The organism is Kitasatospora sp. DSM 101779, assembly GCF_025655475.1.
Taxonomy (GTDB): Bacteria; Actinomycetota; Actinomycetes; order Streptomycetales; family Streptomycetaceae; genus Kitasatospora.
The window spans coordinates 7,176,408-7,193,336 of record NZ_JAHTIK010000001.1 but is presented as its reverse complement, the minus strand read 5'-3'; the positions used below and the strand labels follow the sequence as shown (position 1 = coordinate 7,193,336).

The window sequence follows — 16,929 nt, the reverse complement described above, 5'->3', positions numbered from 1 at the left end:
CGGAACGGCCCGCGGACGGCCGGACGCGCCGGCGCCGGCCGGCGAACCCGGGAACGCGGCCACCGCCGCCGCACAGGCCAGCGCCGCCAGCGCGGCGACGGCCACCGACAGCACCGCGCGTCGACGCCGGCGCCCGCGCACCGGTGCCACCGCCGGCAACCGGGCGGCCAGGGCGGTCGCGTCCGCCGGGCGCGCCGCCCGGTCCGCGGCCAGACAGTCCGCGATCAGCGCCCGCCACTCCCCCGGCACCCGCTCGTCCAGCCGCAGCCGCTCCCGGCCACGGGCGTACGACTGCGCCGCCAACGCCCTCGCCCTGGCCGCCGCCCCCGGGAAGGGGTGCGTACCGCCCGCGAACACCTGGTGCGCCAGCACCCCGAACGCCCAGACGTCGGCGCTCGGCCGCAGCGCCACCCCGCGCACGCCACTCCGCTCGGACCACCATTCCGGCGGCACATGGTCGAGCGAGCCGAGCGGCGGCACGTAGGCGTGCGTGCCGTCCAGTTCGGCGGTCAGCCCGAAGTCGGCGAGCCGGACGGAGCCGTCGGCCATCAGCAGCACGTTCGCCGGCTTGAGGTCGCCGTGCACCCAGCCGTGCCCGTGCATGTGGGCGAGGCCCTCGCAGATCTCGGCGAGCAGCCGGGCGCCCTCGGCGGGCGGCACCGCCGGGCCGGCGGCGAGCAGGTCCGCGAGGCTCCGCTCCGCGCGCTCCATCACCAGCACCACGGCGCCGTCCAGACCCGGCCGGCCCGGGTCGCGGAGCACCGCGGTGGTGAACGTCCTGATCAGCCGGGGGTGTTCCGCCCGTGTACTGAACTCCGCCTCGCGCCGGGCGAGTTCGATCGCCTGCCGGCACTGGCCGGGGGCGAGCCGCCCGGCCGGCAGGATCTTCACCGCCGCCGGCGCCCCGTCCCGCCGCCGCACCGCCGCGTAGACCGCACCCCAACCGCCCGCACCGATCGGGCCGGTGATCCGGTGCCCGGCCACCCGGTAGCCGGGTGGCACCTCGGGCAGCGGCCCGTCCGGGAACCCCGTGCTCACGCCCCGCTCACCCGGCTCCCGCCGGGCGGCCCACCCGGCGCGCGGGCAGCAGCGCCAGGTGCTCCTCGCGCACCAGGTCGAAGCGGAGTGCCAGACCGACCAGCTCCTCGCGCTTGCGCAGCGGGCCCGCCCCGTCGTCCGAACCCACCGGCCGCAACCGGAGTTTGGACTCCGCCAGGTAGTCGATGTGGTAGTTCACCGCGGACCTGGTCGGCCCGGCAGCGCCAGGACCGCCGCGCAGCCGCTCCACCACGTCGCCGACCCCGGGCACGGCCGCCGAGGTTCCGCGCAGCCGCGGCTCGCAGAGCGCCACCAGCACCAGGAAGTACTTCGCCGTGGTGTCCAGCGCGAACGGGCTGACGGTGTGCTCGCCCGGCGGCCCGGCCTGCGCCCGGTCCAGGTAGGCGTGTTGCGGCGCGAACACCTTGAAGTGGCAGCCGCCGCCCAGTGAGGGCAGCACCACCCGGGAGAACTCGAACGGCACCGGCGCGCCCAGCCGCCCCGGCGCCACCTTGAGGTGCTCCCCCGCGCCCTCCAGGTTCTCCACCACGTACGTCGCCGAGCGGCTGAAGTTCGACAGCCGCCAGTAGTCGGAGGCCGCCGTGAGCTCGCCGGCCCGGCGCGAGACGCCCTGGTCGGGCAGCGGGATCGCGACCGGCCGGCCCGGTGCGCCGCGACCGAAGTCCGCGCTGTCGTCCGGGCCCATCCGCAGCAGCCGCGGCGCGGCCCGTGGCCCCCCGCCGGGGTCCGGCAGCTGCACGATGACGGTGTCCATCACGCCCCCCTCTGCCACATCGCTCGCCGCCGGCTGACCTGCGCACGGCACGGCGGAGCGCCGGGAACGCACCCTGCGTGCCCGATGCGTCACCCAGTGTTCCAGAAAAGGCATGCTGCGTGTGCGATGCGTCGGTCGTTGCGCAGCCCACTCCGCCGGTGCGGGCTTCAACCGCGGGGGTGCCACTCGGCCAGGACGATCGTCGCGTCGTCGATCAGACGGTGGTCCTGGTGCTCCAGCAGGGCGAGGATCAGCCGCCGCAGCGCCTCGGGTGCCGGTTCGCCGGCCGCGGCGGAGCGGACCACCAGGTCGACCAGCCGCTCCTCCCCGAACAGGTCACCCGCCGCCGACCTCGCCTCGGTCACCCCGTCGGTGTGCACCAGAATGCGGTCGCCCGGCTCCAACTGCGCGTGGTGCACGGTGGCCGGGCCGCGCGGATAGCCGCTGCCGAGGCCCAGCGGGAGCTGCGCGGGGCGCTCCAGTGCCCCGGGCACGACATGCTGACGGCGGATCAGCAGCGGCGGCGGATGGCCGAAGTTCACCCAGCTGAGGCGGCCCGTCCCGGTGTCGAGGTCGGCGAAGACCGCGGTCAGCAGCCGGTCCGGGATCCACCGGGTCAACGCCCCGTCCACCGCCTCGGCGATGTCCGCCAGACCGCCGCCCGCCCGCCGGGTCGACCGGCAGCCGGCCACCGCCACCGCGGACGCACCACCCGCCGCCAGGTCGTGGCCCATCGCGTCGACCACCGTCAGGTGCAGCCGGTCACGCTGCAGGCTGTGGTCGAAGGCGTCGCCGCCGATCTCGTAGGCCGGCTCCAGCGCGGCGGACGAGGTGACGTTGCGGGTGCCCAGGGTCCGCGGCGGCATGAACGCCCAGGCCAGCTCGGCCTGCAGCGTCATCGGCCGGCTCCGGACGGCCTCCGCCATCACGTCGCTGAACGCCGCCTTCGAGATCACCACCAGGGCCGTCAGCGAGGCGAGCGTGCGGCACCGCTCCTGCACCGCCGGGTCGGAGGCCGTCGCCCCCACCCGCAGCACGCCGATCCGCTCCACGCCGTCCACCAGCGGCAGCCACAGCTCGACCCGCCCGTCGGCCGACGCCACCTGCGGCTTCATCGTCCGGTACGCCCAGCCGGCCAGGGTGCCCTCCACGGCGACGCCCGGCTCGTCGGTGCCCGCCCCGCGAGGCCGGTCGTCCGGCAGCGGCATCAGCCGGACCTGCTGGACATCGGCCAGGTAGACGGCGGCACCCGCCATCCCGAGGGCCCGGGCGGTGTCGTCGACCAGGCCCGCGATGTCGCGCGGCCCCACGCTGTGCGACATCTCCAGGAACTCGCCGACCACCCGGCCGACCCCGTCCTCGTCCACCGCCGCCACCGCCTTCGCCTCGGACGGCCTGCCTGCACCCCCACTCCGTTGCATCGAACCACCGCCCCACCCCCATGGCGACCGGACGGCACCGGGGCACGGGCCCGACAACCCGGTACCCCGACCGGCAGGTTCGGCGGCGCGGACGGCGCAGCGGACGGGGGCTCGGGACGGGTCCGTGCCGCTCGGACGGCTCCGCGCCACGGGTGGCTCCGCGTCACGGGTGGCTGCGCGTCACGGGTGGCTGCGCGGTACGGGTGGCTGCGCGGTACGGGTGATGGAGGGGAACGGGAGTGAGGCCGAGGGTGGTGAGCGCAGTGGTGACGGCCGCGGTGTGGGGGCTGCCGGCGAGGAGCAGGGTGCGGGCGCACTGGTACGGGCGGTCTGCGGCGGTGAGGGCCTCGGCGGTGGCGAGCAGGCGGGGCAGGTCGCCGTCGAGGAGGGCCCGGGCCCGGTCGAGCCGGGCGGCGGCGATCGGGTTGCCGGTGACCAGGGTGCGGGCGGCGGCGATGCGGTCCGCGGCGCGGAGGTGTCCGGCGAGGACGGACGCCTCGGCCCTGAGGGCCGCGTACCGGTGCAGCCGGACCCAGGAGACCCACGTCCAGACCTCGTCCGGCTCTGGTGCGAGCCGGTCCAGGGCAGCGTCCGCGTCCCTGTGGTGGAGCAGGACGATCACATCGAGGACCGCGCCGTAGCCGTGGCGGTGCTCCGTCCGGTGCCCGCCCGGTCGACGACGGCGAGCCAAGCGGCGCGGGCTCCGTGGTCGCCGCGCAGGCCGTGGCCCTACGGCCGGGATCCGCAGCTGGTCGGCGAGCCCGACGGCAAGGCCGTCCGGCCCGGACGTGGGGCGGCGCGCCGCGGCCAGCTCGATGGGCGGCGCCATGCCGTCGAGCCGTTCGCAGACGGCCGCGACCTGCTCGCGCACCGCCGGGTCGGGTGGCGGCCCGACGGCCGCGGCCCATTCCAGGAAGAGGGCCACGGTCTCCGACTCGGCGCCGCCGGCCCCCGACAGCGGCGGGACGGGGGACCCGCTCGAACGGCACGACGAGACGTACCCGGCTCGTCGCCAGCGCCCGCACCGCTGGGCAGGCTGCCAGCAGCCTGCCCAGGAAGGGCCCCACGCCGTCGCGCACCTGCTCGCAGTTGTCCAGCACCAGCAGCGCCCGACGGTCCGCCAGGGCGGCCAGGACCGAATCGTCGCGGGTGTGTCCGGGCTGCTCGGCCACGCCCACGGCTGCCGCGATCGCCGCCGCCACCCGCTCCGGGTCGGTGACCGGAACGAGGTCGACGAACCACACCCCGTCGGCGAAGTCACCGGCCGTCTGCGCCGCCACGGCCAGGGCGGGCCGGGTCTTGCCCACCTCGCCCGGACCGACCACGGTGACCTGCCGGTGCAGCTTCAACGCCTCGGCCGGCTCCCCGCGCTCCCGCACCCGCACCCGCACCCGCCCGACGGACGCCGTCAGCGGCGCCGGGAGTGCGGGTTCGGGGCGCGACCGCTCGGGGCGGGCACTCCCGGCCGCCTGCCGGGAGAGCGCCGGGCGGTCCGGCAGCCCCACCTTGCGCAGCAGCGAGGAGACGTGCGACTCGACCGTGCGGACGGAGGTGTACAGCCGCTCGGCGATCTCCGCGTTGCTGAGGTGCTCCCGAGCAGGGCGAGCACGTCGTTCTCACGGGCCGAGATCCCTGGAGTGGACACCCGATCATTGTCATTGGTGCGCCGGGCAGTTCAGGAGGGCCGGGTCAGTCCTCGGCGTGCAGGGCGGCGTCGGCGGGCCCGAAGGCGACGGCGGTGAAGCGGACCCGCAGACCGTCGCGCTGCGGGGAGCAGCAGTACGGCCCGGCGACGGCCTCGGCCTCCGGGGCGAGCGGGGCGTAGCGGACGAGTCGCCAGGGGCCGTCCTCGCAGCGGGCACGGACGGTGAGGGCATCGCCACCGCGGCTGGCGCGGACGGTGACCTCGCGGCCGTGCCATTCGGGGACGGGCGAGAGCGACCAGTCGGAGACACCGCGGGTGACGACGGCCCCGAGGTGGGCCACGCCGTCGGACATCTCGATTCCGGCCTTGGTCCAGGTCGATTCGTCGACCCGGACCATCACGCCGGCCTGGTCGTAGAGGGTGTCGAAGTCCGCGAGGAAGGCGACCTCCACGGCGGTGCCGTCCGTCAGCGGGGAGAGCAGGGCGTGCCCGTCGTCGCGGACGAAGCCGTACCCGGTGGTGCGCCAGAAGTCACTGCGGTCCCGGGTGGTGACGACCAGGGCACTGCCGTCCGGGACGGCGGACGCGGGCGGGTTGAGCCACTGGGCGTCGGGGATGCCGACCGGCTGCGGGGTGTCCATGCCTCTCCTCGGGCCTGCCGCCGCGCGGGCCGCGGCGGGATGTGCCAGCCTGTCACGGCACGGCCGGGGGGAAGCCTGCGGGGTGGCCGGGGACGACGGCAGCGCGGGCCGACGGTCCGTCAGAAGGCGGCGATCCGGGCCACCGCGAACCCGGCGCAGGCGATCACCAGGACGGCGATCAGGGCGATCGGGATCAAACCGGGCCAGGCGTCGTGGAGTTCGACCGGCTCCGGCAGGGAGATCCCGTGGCAGGTGGAGGCCTCGCACTCGGGGGTCTCGGTCGGCGGCACGGCGGGCACCGGCGCCTCCGGGCGGGCGTCGCCGACGGCTGACGCGGGGGCCACCGGGCGGGCGGAGGAGGGAACTTCGGAGGGGTGGGCTTGGGGCGCGTGCGCCTCAGGTGTGCGGGCTTCGGGCGCGTGCGCCTCGGGCCTGTCGGGGAGGGTGGTCGACATGACGGCCTCCGGTGAGTGGCGGGTGACCGTTCCACGGTCGCGCCCCGACACACCGGAGGCCGGTCGCATCGTTGCCGCAACGGATCGCCCCGGGCCGCCGCGTCCGTAAGCGCGGTCAGTCGTGCGGGGTGGCTCGTGCGGGGTGGCCCGTACGGGTCAGTCGTACAGGTCAGTCGTGCGGGTAGGACTTGATGACGTTGCCCTTGGTGTCCGCCGAGAGGTAGCCGCTGCCGTAGTCGTCCGAGAAGTAGACCCGGATGGTCGGCGTCCCGTCGAACATGTCCGGACCGATGATCAGGTAACGGCTCTTCGGGTTGGGGACGTTGAGCTCCTGCTGGGCCTTCTGCAGGAGGCCCGGGATGACGCTCCAGTCGTAGCCGTTCAGGTCGACCGGCTTGTCGTCGCCGATGACGCTGCCGCCCGGGGTCTTGCTGGTGTGGCCGTTCCGGTAGTCGATCCGGTCGTAGAGCTTGGGGTTGTCGGTCTTCGGGCTCTCGGCGATCGCGTACTCGGGGTAGACCGTCAGCTCGTTGATCATCGAGGTGCCGGCGGCCGGCTTGATCGCATCGACCACGGCGCGGACGCCCTCCGTGGTCAGCAGGTCCTTCGGCGCGGCGTTCTTGCCGCCGGCCTTGCTGGCGGTGGCCGCCGGCGAACCGGTGCCGGTGGACCCGGTGGTGCCGCCCGCGGTGGTGCCGCCCGCGGTGGTGCCGCCGGTGCCGGTGCTGGTGACGTTGGAGGAGGTGCCGCCCTTGTCGTCCTGGACGGCGTTCCAGACCAGCGCGCCGGCGAGGGCGGCGCTGGCCACGGAGACGCTGAGCAGCACGGTGCGGCCGCGCCCGCCCGACGACACCGGGCGGTTCGGGTGGCCGTTCTGCGGCGTCCAGGAACTGGTCGGGCCGGTGGGCGACTGCGGGTGGCCGTAACCGCCCATGTCGCCCGTCGGGGACTGCGGGAAGCCGTAGCCGCCCCCGTTCGGACCGGTCGGCACCGGCGGCTGGCCCTGCGGGAATCCGTAGCCGCCGACGGGCGGCTGCGGGTGGCCGTACCCGGCGACGGGGCCGGTCGAGGGCTGCGGGTAGCCGTACCCGGCGGCCGGTGCGCCGAACGCGCCGGGGACGGCCGGGACGCCGTAGCCCGCGGGCGCGCCGGTGGGCGTGCCGAACACCGGCTGCGCGGTGGATCCGGAGGTCGACTCCGGCGGGCCGGGCTGCTTGAAGGTCTCCTTGACGGTCGGTGCCCAGGCGGCGGGCCCGGCGGCCGGCTCGCCCTGCTCGGCCGCGGCCAGCAGCCGGTCGAGCATCTCGGCGTCGGGCCGCAGCGCAGGGTCCCGGGAGAGCAGGGCCCCGAGCAGCGGGCCGAGCTGGGCGCCGCGGACCGGCGGCGGCAGCGGCTCGTCGAGGACGGCCGCGAGGGTGGCCAGGGTGGTGCCGCGGCGCAGCGGGTGGTGGCCCTCGATCGCGACGTACAGCATCATCCCCAGCGACCACAGGTCGGAGGAGGCGTCGCCGTCGCCGCCGCGGATGCGCTCGGGGGCGATGTACTCGGGCGAGCCGATGAGCGAGCCGGTGGCGGTCAGCGCCGTCGCGTCCTGCATGGCGGCGATGCCGAAGTCGGTGAGGACGGGTGTGCCGTCGGTGCGCAGCAGGACGTTGCCGGGCTTGACGTCGCGGTGCTGGATGCCGGCGGCGTGCGCGGCGCGCAGGGCGGCGAGCACGCCGCGGCCGATCCTGGCCGCCTCCGGCACGGAGAGCGGACCCTGGACGAGCCGGTCGGCGAGGCTGCCGCCGCTGACCAGCTCCATCACCAGCCAGGGGTGCGGCTGGTCGGGGGTGTCGACGATGTGGTGGATGATCACCACGTTGGGGTGCTGGAGGCGGGCGAGCGCGCGCGCCTCGCGCAGGACGCGCTCGCGCAGCTCCTGGGCCGCGATCGGGTCGCCGGCGAGCATCGCCGGGTCCGGCGGGCGGACCTCCTTGAGCGCGACCTCCCGCTCCAGCGCGTTGTCGCGGGCGCGCCAGACCAGGCCCATGCCTCCGCCGCCGAGGCGTTGCAGCAGTTCGAAGCGGCCGTCGATGAGCCGTGTCTCCGGCCCCCCAGTGTTCATGCCCGTCATCGTAGGGGGCGGGACGGACTGTCCGTGCCGCCGGGAGATCACGATCGCGCTGCGCGGCCCGGGCCCGCCGGTGGTGGCCGGCGGACCCGTGGAACCGGACCTGGACGAACCGCCCGGACGCCCGTAAGCAGGGCTGCGTGCCGCCTGTCGGTTCGCGAAGCCGGACCGGAACGTTCCGCGGCGCGGCACCGGCCGATCCGGGGCGAGGGACCGGCCGATCCGGGGCGAAGGGCTGGCCGATCCGGGGCGAAGGGCCGGCCGGCCCGGGGCGAAGGGCTGGCCGATCCGGGGCGAAGGGCCGGCCGGCCCGCGGCGCGAGGGGCCGGCCGTTTCAGGCGCGAGGGGCGTGGGCGGCGAGCAGGTCCTGGTACCAGTCGAGGGTCTCGTCGAGGCTCCGCTCCAGCGGGACCGGGGCCACGCCGAAGGCCTTCTCGAAGTCGCCGGAGTCCATCACCTGCGGCTCGGTGTGCTGGTAGAACATCTCGGCGTACTCGGCCATGAAGACCTCGTCGAAGGGGCCGAAGGGGCGCGGCTCGTCCAGGACGAGGACGTTCAGCGGGCGGCCGATCCGCTCCTCGATCATGGCGTGGATCTCGCGGGGCGTCCGGGCGGGCGCGGTCGGCAGGTGCCAGACCCGGCCGTCGGCCTCGGGGTGCTCGCCGAGGGTGGCGAGTCCGGCGGCGACGTCCCGGATGTCGGTGTGGCTGTGCGGCAGGTCGATGTCGCCCAGACCCAGCACCTCGCCGCCGGTGAGCGCGGCCGGGAAGACGGCGCCACCGAGGGTGGAGTTGAGGACACCGGGGCCGACGAAGTCCGCCGCCCGGCCGAGCACCACCCGCGCCCGGCCCTCGCGGTGCGCGGTCAGGTACGCCTCGTCGAGCCCGGCGCGCATCCACCCCTTGCGGCTGACGGCGTTCCACGGCGTGCGCTCGGTCATCGGCGCACCGCCGGTCGGACCGTACGGGTAGAGGGTGTCGAGCACGACCAGGCGGGCACCGGTCGCCTCGACCGCGCCGAGTACGGCCCGCTGGATCAGCGGCATCAGCTCGACCTGCAGGTGGTAGCCGACGTTGACGCAGTGGTAGACAACCTCGGCGCCCTCCACCGCGGCCAGCGCACCCGCCGGGGTGGAGACATCGCCGGCACGGCGCTCCACGCCCTGCGGCGCGGGGCCCTCCCCCGCGCGGTCGACCAGGCGGACGGCATGGCCGCGGCGGGCCAGCTCCGCCGCGAGGGCCGTACCGGCCGGGCCGGCGCCCAGCACCACGTGCAGCTGCTGCTCCTGGGTGGTCATGGTGTCCCCTCTCCCGGCCCGCCTTGACGGGCCATTCCCTCTGCGAGCCTCTCTCGCAACTGTTATAGACTGTAACTCTTGAGATTGCCACTCGCAAGCGTGATGGCAATCCGATCGTGAGAGACTCTTGCTGAAGCGACATGCAGTAACGACAAGGAGAGGGAGCAGCCGAGATGGCAGAGGCCCGTACGACCGGTCCGCGCGCCCGCTACCGGGAGCAGACCCGCGCCGAGATCAAGGACGCCGCACTGCGGCAGCTGGCCGAAGGGGGCACCGCCGCCCTCGCCCTGGTGAAGATCGCCAAGGAGCTCGGCATGTCCGGTCCGGCCCTGTACCGCTACTTCGCCAGCCGGGACGACCTGCTGGGCGCCCTCATCTCCGACGCCTACGAGGACGCCGCCGCAGCCGTCGCAGCGGCCCCCGATCCGGGCACCGGTCCGCGCGCCCGCCTGCACGCCCTGGCCACCGCCTACCGCGGCTGGGCGGTGGCGCAGCCCCACCGCTACCTGCTGATCCAGGGCACCCCGACGCCCGGCTACACCGCCCCGCCCGAGACCCTGGCGAGCGCCCGGGCCGTCCTCACGCCCTTCCTGCCCGTCTTCGCCACCGGCACCCCGGCCCCGGCCACGGCCCCCGTGGTCGCCCAGATGCGGGCCTGGCTCGCGGCGGACGCGGCCGTCGCCGCCTGGGTGAAGGCCAGCACCCCGGACGGGCCCGAGGCCGTCGCCGGCGCGCTCACCGGCACCGTCCTCGTCTGGAGCACCCTGCACGGCACCATCGGCCTGGAGGTCTCCGGCCACTACACCGGCATGGGGCACACCGGGGACACGCTGCTCACGACCCAGATCGAGCTGCTCGCCGACGCCTTCGCGCTGGGGTGACGCACCGTCGTCTTCGACTCGCCAGCGTGACACACCGTCACAGTTGTTCCGTGGTCTCGAAGAACTCAACGGCTCGTCACATAGCAGCGTTCCCGTACGGGATGTGACATTTCCTGCGGTCGGCGGCCCTTCCACCCCGGCAGCCGGCCCGCCATGATGCCTCCTCCGTCAGCACCACAAGGGGGCATCACAGGTGAGTCACACCGCCACGGGCATCGACGCCACAGCCGCAGGCACCTGGACGCTCGGCGATCTGCCGGTGAACCGCATCGGCCTCGGCGCGATGCGCCTCACCGGCAGCGCGGCGTTCGACGAGGGAGTGCCGAGCGCCCGCGGCCGGTCGATCCGGGTGCTGCGCCGAGCGATCGACCTCGGCGTCAACCACATCGACACCGCCTCGTTCTACTTCTCCCGGCTGCGCTCGGCCAATGAGCTGATCGCCACCGCTCTCTCTCCGTATCCCGACGACCTGGTCATCGCCACCAAGGTGGGCCCGGGCCGGGACGCGTCCGGCGCGTGGTACGCGGCCGAACCCGAGCAGCTGCGCAGCCAGGTCGAGGAGAACCTCCGCCAACTCGGCCGCGACCACCTCGACCTGGTGTACCTGCGGCGAATGCGCCAGTCGTCGATCGCCGAGCACGTCGGCGCCCTGGCCGAACTCCGCGACGCCGGGCTGATCCGGCACCTCGGCGTCTCCAACGTCACGCCCGCCCAGCTGGCGGAGGCGCGGGCCGTCGCACCGGTGGTGGCCGTGCAGAACCGCTTCACCCTCGACGGGCGACCGCACGACGACGTCCTGCAGGGCTGCGCCGACCACGGCATCGCCTTCGTTCCGTACTTCGCGATCGCCGGGTCCGGACGCGAGCAGGGCGCCGGCGCAGCCGGGCCGGAGTCCGAGCAGGTCCTCGCCGTCGCCGCCGCGCACGGTGCCTCGGCCGCGCAGGTCCGGCTCGCCTGGACGCTGCAGCAGGGCACGCACGTCCTGGCCATTCCGGGGACGGGCAACCCCGACCACCTGGAGGCGAACATCGCCGCCGGAGAGCTCCGGCTCAGCACCGAGGAGCTGGACCTGCTCGCCACCGCGGCCCGGTGACCCCGGGGCCGGCGCGGGCGAGGATTCGGCGTCCGCTCGCGGCGGAGCGCCACCATCGCAGCCGGCGGACGGCGGCCAACCGCCCCGAACGGCCCCGACTGCCAGGTCCACCGACTCGCCCACGCGTCCACGACCCGACCGGCTGGGCGGGCCCGTCCGAACCCCACGGTTCTCCCACCGTCGGAGGGTGCCCGTCGGCGCGGGTGTGGCACCGCGTGGGTGTGACACCGCGCGGCCGATCCGCGCTCAGTCAGGTACAGCCCTCGCTGTCACCAGTCCCGAGGTGACGGACCCGGCCCCGCGCTGCGGCGGATGCCTTTTCGGCATTCGCCGCCGCGGCATGCCGGAAATGCATTCCTTGCACTCATCGAACTCGCCCCCGCGGCATACTGAGCCGATTACCCTCCGGCAAGGGCCAATCCGTGGCGGGACTGCGCCACTTCCCCTGAACATGCCACTCCCCGCGCACCGACCGGCCGGATTCCCGCGTGCGGACGGCACGGGCGACGGCAAACCGATCTGCCAGCAGAAATCGGTTCAGCAATTCCCGCCCCGAATCGAACGGGAACGCGGACCGCTGTGGCGAAATCCTGCCATTCGAGCGCCGGGCCTTTCCCGGCTGCCTGATGTTTCGTCATGATTCCGGCCGAAAACACCACGGCGTACCGCCCGGCCCGCTCCCCCGCGTCGGCGGCGGCAGCCTCCGGTCGCCGGAACGCCACACCAGAGCCCTGCTCCGCCGTCAGCCCGCGCCGACCCGGCGCCTCGGAGCCCGGCGCGACCGCACACCCGCGGTCGACCACGGAAGGAACCGTACGTGAAGCGCAAGCTCGCTCTCGGAGCCGTTCTGTCCACCTCGGCCGTCCTCGCCGGCGCGATACAGGTCGGCGCCGGATCGGCCCACGCCGCCTCGGCGTCCGCCGCAGCGGCCCGCGCCCTGGGTCTGTCGGGTCAGGAGCAGCTGATCGTGAAGGGCACGATCGTGGACGCCGACGGCACCCAACACGTCCGCTACGAGCGCACCTTCGCCGGACTGCCCGTCCTGGGCGGCGACCTCATCGTCCACCAGAGCGCGCAGGGCGCCATCCGTTCCACCGACCGTGCCGTGGCCGGCCCTGTCGCCCCGGCCACGCTCACCCCGAAGCTCACCGCCGCCCAGGCCGCCTCGAAGGCGCACGGCGCGGTCGCCGCCACCGTCGGCGTCCAGGACGGCGACGAGCCCGCCCTCGTCTCGGTCGACCGGCCCGGCTCGGCGCAGTTGGTCGTATGGGCGGCCTCCGGCACTCCGAGACTGGCCCACCGCACCACGGTCGAGGGCGTCCGCGCCGACTGCACCCCGAGCCGCCAGGTGGTCGTGACCGACGCCGCGAGCGGCGAGGTCCTCTCCACCCACGAGCAGGTGCAGACCGCCAACGCGACCGGCAGCGGCAAGGGCGTCTTCGTCGGTTCGGTCACCCTGACCACCAACTACACCGGCTCGACGTTCGAGCTCAGGGACAACACCCGGGGTGGCCAGTACACCGTCTCCATGAACGGCAAACAGGGCGGCAAGGGGACGCTCTACACCGACGCCGACAACGCGTGGGGCACCGGCCTGGTCTCCAGCACCCAGTCCGCCGCGGTGGACGCCCAGTACGGCGCGGCCGTCACCTGGGACTTCTACAAGAACACCTTCGGCCGCAACGGCATCAAGAACAACGGCGTCGGCGCGTACAGCCGGGTCCACTACGGCCGGAACTACGTCAACGCGTTCTGGGACGACTCCTGCTTCTGCATGACGTACGGCGACGGCGCGTCCAACACCCACCCGCTGACCGAGCTCGACGTGGCCGGCCACGAGATGAGCCACGGCGTCACCGCCAACACCGCCGGCCTGAACTACTCGGGCGAGTCCGGCGGCCTGAACGAGGCCACCTCGGACATCTTCGGCACCGGCGTGGAGTTCTACGCCAACCTCGCCGCCGACAAGGGCGACTACCTGATCGGCGAGCTGATCAACATCAACGGCGACGGCACCCCGCTGCGCTACATGGACAAGCCCTCCAAGGACGGCGGCTCGGCGGACTACTGGTCCTCCGGCGTCGGCAACCTCGACGTCCACTACTCGTCCGGCGTCGGCAACCACTTCTTCTACCTGCTGGCCGAGGGCAGCGGCGCGAAGACGATCAACGGCGTCAGCTACAACAGCCCGACCTCCAACGGCTCCACCGTCACCGGCATCGGCCGCGACAAGGCGCTGCAGGTCTGGTACCGGGCGCTGAGCGTCTACATGACCTCCACCACCGACTACAAGGGCGCGCGCACCGCGACCCTGAACGCGGCGAAGGACCTCTACGGCGCCACCTCCACCGAGTACGCCCAGGTCGCCGCCGCCTGGGCCGCGGTGAACGTCAACTGACGCACCGGGAACGGGCACGGCGGCCGGGTCTCCGGGGCGGGGCCGGGCCGCCGTGCCCGTCGGGTTCACAGGGTGGCGAGCTGCTCGGCCAGGTCGTCGAGGCCGAGTGAACCCTGCGACAGCGCCTGCATGTGCCACGCCTTGAGGTCGAAGGCGGCGCCGTGCCGACGGCGGGCGGCCTCCCTTCCCTGCAACCAGGCTCGTTCGCCGAGCTTGTAGCCGATGGCCTGCCCCGGCCAGCCGAGGTACCGGACGATCTCACTGCGGCGCAGTTCGGCGGGACTGCCGTTGTACGTCGCCATGAACTCCGTGGCGAGCTCCGGGGTCCAGCGTTCGCCCGGACGGAAACCCGCGTCGGCCGGGACGGCCAGGCCCAGGTGCATGCCGATGTCGACGATCACCCGGATGGTGCGCAGCATCTGCTCGTCCAGGAAGCCGAGGCGATGGGCGGGGTCGGTGAGGAATCCCAGGTCGTCCATGAGGCGTTCGGCGTACAGGGCCCAGCCTTCGATGGTGGCGCTGACCGTGCCCAGTGTGGTCTGGTAGCGGCTGAGCCGGTCGGCGACGGCGACCCACCGGGCCAGTTGCAGGTGGTGGCCGGGGACGCCCTCGTGGTACCAGGTGGTGACGAGCTGCCAGGTCGGGAAGACCTTCCGGCCGAGGGTCGGCAGGTAGGTGCGCCCGGGGCGGCCGAAGTCCAGGCTGGGGCCGGAGTAGTACGGCGCCCCGGCGGTTCCGGGCGGCGCGATCCGGGACTCCACCCGGCGCAGGGGGCCGGAGATGTCGAAGTGGGTTCCGTCGAGGGCCTCGATCGCACCGTCCATCAGCTGCTGCAGCCAGTCGCGGATCGCCTCCTCTCCCTCGATCGCGTGGCCGTGGCGCTCCAGATGGTGCGTGGCCTCCTTGACTCCCGCTCCGGGCAGCACGCGTTCCGCCTCTGCGCGCATCTCGGCCGCCGTCCGGTGGAACTCGTCCCAGGCCCAGGCGTAGGCCTCGTCCAGGTCGAGGTCGGCGCCCGCCAGGTGGCGCACGGCACGTCGGTAGCGGTCCCGGCCCACGGCGTCCGGGGTGCCGGCGGCGGCCGGCGCGTAGGTGTCGCGCAGCCAGTCGCGGAACCCGGCGACGGCAGCCGTGGCCTGGAGGGCCGCTGCGCCCAGTTCGCCGCGCATCCGGTCGGGGCCGGGGGCGACGAAGTCCGCGAACCACGCCGGGCCGCCGGTGTCCTCGCCGGTCCAGGCGGTGAGCTGGTCGGCCACCGCTGCCACCTGCCGGGGCGCGGCGAGCAGGCCCTGGGCGATCCCCTCGGAGAGGGTGGCCCGGTACCCGTCGAGTGCGGCGGGCAGGTTGCGCAGCCGCCCGGCGACCGCCGCCCAGTCGTCGTCGGTGTCGGTCGGCATGTAGGTGAAGATGTCCCGCACGTGGTGGACGTGCGCGCCGATGGTGCGCAGCTGGCGGAGGTTCTCCCCCGTCTCGTGCATGGCGAGTTCGGCGGTGAGGCGCTCCCGGAGCAGTCGCGCGCAGGCCCGGTCGGCCGGGTCCTCGGCCCGGGGATCCGCCGGGGTGGGGGCGGCGTCGAGCGCGGCGAGCGTCTGCCGGGCGATGTCGGCGAGCGCCTCGAACCCTTCCGGGGAGAGGTCCGGTTGCCGCTGGTCGCCCGGGTGCAGGCCCAACCAGGCGGCTTCCAAGGGGTCGTGAGCGGCCACCTGGTCGAGGTGGCGGTCGGCGATGGCGCGAGCAGTGATCGTTTCGTGTGCCATGGCGCCATCCTGGCGCACCCCCGGGAGGGCGAGACGGGCAGGCTGCCGAGCCGGTCGGGGCGACGGGACCGGCGCCCCCTCCCGGCAGCCGCCAGGAGGGCCTCGCGACCCGTGAGGCCGCCGTCATGGATGGCTGCCGTCCGGGACGGCGGCCGTTCAGGGGCCCAGGCGGGCGAGTTGGGCGGCGCGGGTACGGCGGAGGTCGGCGGCGAGTTGCCGGGCGGTCGCCGCGCTGTCGGCCGTGGACTCGGAATCGGCCAGGCGGACGGACTGCTCCAGGTACTCGCGCAGGTGCAGGACGGCATGGCGGTCGAAGTCGGCGCCGGTGGCGCGCTCGGCCTCGGTGTACTCGACGGCCGTGGTGAAGCCGGGCATGTCGTGTCCGGTGTGCGGGTTGTCGCCGGCCACGCCGCCGGCACGGGTCAGCTCCTGCAGTCGGGCCAGGTCGCCCCGGCTGCTGCTCGCGATCTCTCCGGCGATCGCCCGCAGTTCGGGGACGGTGGCCCGGTTGGCGGTCAACTCGGCGAGGCGGATGTTCTGTTCGGTCATCGGGACCAGCAGTTGCAGCCAGGCCGCATCGGTCGGGTTGAAGACAGTGGTGGCGGGGGTGACGGTGACGGACGCAGGGCCCGCCGCAGGTCGGTCGGACGGCCGGGCGACCGCCGCCGCCAGTGCACCGCACACCGCGAGGGCGGCCACGGGCCGCGCCGGCGAAGGCTCGTCTCACCGTTCCTCCTGGGCCTCCGGGTGCGGCCCGGACGACTCCGCGCCGCACCCGGAGGGGTCGTCGGGTCAGGCGGCGCCGTTGGCACCGCACTTGACGATCGGGTCGATGCAGTCCCGGACCCGGCGGGCCATCTCGGCCGCCGGCCAGACGTTGAAGAAGTCGCCGTGCATGGTGTAGCCGGGCCCGGAGGCCAGCCGCAGCCGCGACGGGTCGCCGGTCACCGGGTACCGCAGCACCTGGCGGAGCTTGGGCACCGGGATCGGGTGGCTGGCCGGGCAGGCGCCGTTGACCGGGTAGGACATGTGGCTCTTGTGGTCGGCCGAGTCGAGGTCCTTGCCGTTCCAGCACTGCGGAAAGTCGAGGTAGGACTCCAGCATCGACCTGGCCGGGCAGTTGACGAAGTCGTGCGAGGGGTTGACCTCTCCGGCGTGCAGGCAGGACCAGCGGGCGATGCTGTTGTCGTTCGGCCCGGTGGCCTTGGCGTTGCCTGCGACGATCCGCAGACCGCGCGGCAGCGGCTGGGTCTGCGCGATGACGCCGTCGCGGACGCCCTCGCCGAGGTAGTAGAAGGTGGTGCCGGTGGGCTCCACCGGGACGTTGTCGGCGTACAGCGTGGGCACCCAGTAGGAGGCGGTGTCGACGGCGGGGTTGCAGGTGCCGCCCCTCGACCCCGGGAGAGCCGCACGGG

General features: G+C 74.4%; 13 protein-coding genes and 1 pseudogene. 3 read left to right on the top strand and 11 right to left on the bottom strand.

The annotated features are described in order from the left end of the window. From KSNIM_RS32640 to KSNIM_RS32605, 8 genes are all read right to left on the bottom strand, one after another. On the bottom strand, window positions 1-1,038 hold a 1,038-nt coding region (locus KSNIM_RS32640; protein ID WP_263106755.1), incomplete at its 3' end, for a serine/threonine-protein kinase. Between the two features lie 7 nt (window positions 1,039-1,045). Then, the gene (locus KSNIM_RS32635) at window positions 1,046-1,813 is read right to left on the bottom strand and encodes a serine/threonine protein kinase (protein WP_263106754.1); all 768 of its coding nucleotides are present in this window, start codon (window positions 1,811-1,813) and stop codon (window positions 1,046-1,048) included. A gap of 167 nt (window positions 1,814-1,980) precedes the next feature. After that, window positions 1,981-3,180 (bottom strand): PP2C family protein-serine/threonine phosphatase, encoded by a 1,200-nt coding sequence (locus tag KSNIM_RS32630; protein WP_263106753.1) that lies wholly within the window; start codon window positions 3,178-3,180, stop codon window positions 1,981-1,983. 217 nt (window positions 3,181-3,397) lie between these two features. Further along, a complete protein-coding gene (locus KSNIM_RS32625) occupies window positions 3,398-4,159 on the bottom strand; it encodes a hypothetical protein (RefSeq protein WP_263106752.1) in 762 nt (253 codons plus the stop codon). A 764-nt stretch (window positions 4,160-4,923) separates the two neighbouring features. Further along, on the bottom strand, window positions 4,924-5,520 hold the full coding sequence (locus tag KSNIM_RS32620; RefSeq protein ID WP_263106751.1) for a DUF1349 domain-containing protein: 597 nt from the start codon (window positions 5,518-5,520) through the stop codon (window positions 4,924-4,926). Between the two features lie 119 nt (window positions 5,521-5,639). Next, window positions 5,640-5,975, bottom strand: coding sequence for a DUF6480 family protein (locus KSNIM_RS32615; protein WP_263106750.1), 336 nt, complete (start codon window positions 5,973-5,975; stop codon window positions 5,640-5,642). A gap of 169 nt (window positions 5,976-6,144) precedes the next feature. Then, a complete protein-coding gene (locus tag KSNIM_RS32610; protein WP_263106749.1) occupies window positions 6,145-8,082 on the bottom strand; it encodes a serine/threonine-protein kinase in 1,938 nt (645 codons plus the stop codon). Between the two features lie 340 nt (window positions 8,083-8,422). Beyond that, window positions 8,423-9,385, bottom strand: a complete 963-nt coding sequence (locus KSNIM_RS32605; RefSeq protein ID WP_263106748.1) for an NAD-dependent epimerase/dehydratase family protein — start codon at window positions 9,383-9,385, stop codon at window positions 8,423-8,425. 173 nt (window positions 9,386-9,558) lie between these two features. Between KSNIM_RS32605 and KSNIM_RS32600 the strand changes: the two genes are divergently transcribed. The 3 genes from KSNIM_RS32600 (at window position 9,559) to KSNIM_RS32590 (ending at window position 13,757) form a co-directional block, all read left to right on the top strand. After that, a complete protein-coding gene (locus tag KSNIM_RS32600; RefSeq protein WP_263106747.1) occupies window positions 9,559-10,266 on the top strand; it encodes a TetR/AcrR family transcriptional regulator in 708 nt (235 codons plus the stop codon). A 193-nt stretch (window positions 10,267-10,459) separates the two neighbouring features. Beyond that, the gene (locus KSNIM_RS32595; protein ID WP_263106746.1) at window positions 10,460-11,359 is read left to right on the top strand and encodes an aldo/keto reductase; all 900 of its coding nucleotides are present in this window, start codon (window positions 10,460-10,462) and stop codon (window positions 11,357-11,359) included. Between the two features lie 817 nt (window positions 11,360-12,176). Continuing rightward, complete coding sequence (locus KSNIM_RS32590; protein ID WP_411543809.1) at window positions 12,177-13,757, top strand: M4 family metallopeptidase; 1,581 nt, start codon at window positions 12,177-12,179, stop codon at window positions 13,755-13,757. A 65-nt stretch (window positions 13,758-13,822) separates the two neighbouring features. On the opposite strand, the gene KSNIM_RS32585 is transcribed toward KSNIM_RS32590, so the two are convergent. The 3 genes and pseudogenes from KSNIM_RS32585 to KSNIM_RS32575 all read right to left on the bottom strand — a co-directional run. Further along, on the bottom strand, window positions 13,823-15,514 hold the full coding sequence (locus KSNIM_RS32585; RefSeq protein ID WP_263106745.1) for a DUF885 domain-containing protein: 1,692 nt from the start codon (window positions 15,512-15,514) through the stop codon (window positions 13,823-13,825). A gap of 156 nt (window positions 15,515-15,670) precedes the next feature. After that, entirely contained in the window at window positions 15,671-16,213 is a 543-nt protein-coding gene (locus tag KSNIM_RS32580) for a DUF305 domain-containing protein (RefSeq protein WP_263106744.1), read from the bottom strand. A 93-nt stretch (window positions 16,214-16,306) separates the two neighbouring features. Then, window positions 16,307-16,897 (bottom strand): annotated as a pseudogene (locus KSNIM_RS32575) (DUF1996 domain-containing protein); the annotation flags it as partial. Window positions 16,898-16,929 lie beyond the last annotated feature (32 nt).

Excerpts from the sequence above, each read along its gene's own strand:
- KSNIM_RS32635 (WP_263106754.1), bottom strand. The coding sequence starts at position 1,813 with ATGGACACCGTCATCGTGCAGCTGCCGGACCCCGGCGGGGGGCCACGG.
- KSNIM_RS32620 (WP_263106751.1), bottom strand. The coding sequence starts at position 5,520 with ATGGACACCCCGCAGCCGGTCGGCATCCCCGACGCCCAGTGGCTCAAC.
- KSNIM_RS32615 (WP_263106750.1), bottom strand. The coding sequence starts at position 5,975 with ATGTCGACCACCCTCCCCGACAGGCCCGAGGCGCACGCGCCCGAAGCC.
- KSNIM_RS32610 (WP_263106749.1), bottom strand. The coding sequence starts at position 8,082 with ATGAACACTGGGGGGCCGGAGACACGGCTCATCGACGGCCGCTTCGAA.
- KSNIM_RS32605 (WP_263106748.1), bottom strand. The coding sequence starts at position 9,385 with ATGACCACCCAGGAGCAGCAGCTGCACGTGGTGCTGGGCGCCGGCCCG.
- KSNIM_RS32600 (WP_263106747.1), top strand. The coding sequence starts at position 9,559 with ATGGCAGAGGCCCGTACGACCGGTCCGCGCGCCCGCTACCGGGAGCAG.
- KSNIM_RS32585 (WP_263106745.1), bottom strand. The coding sequence starts at position 15,514 with ATGGCACACGAAACGATCACTGCTCGCGCCATCGCCGACCGCCACCTC.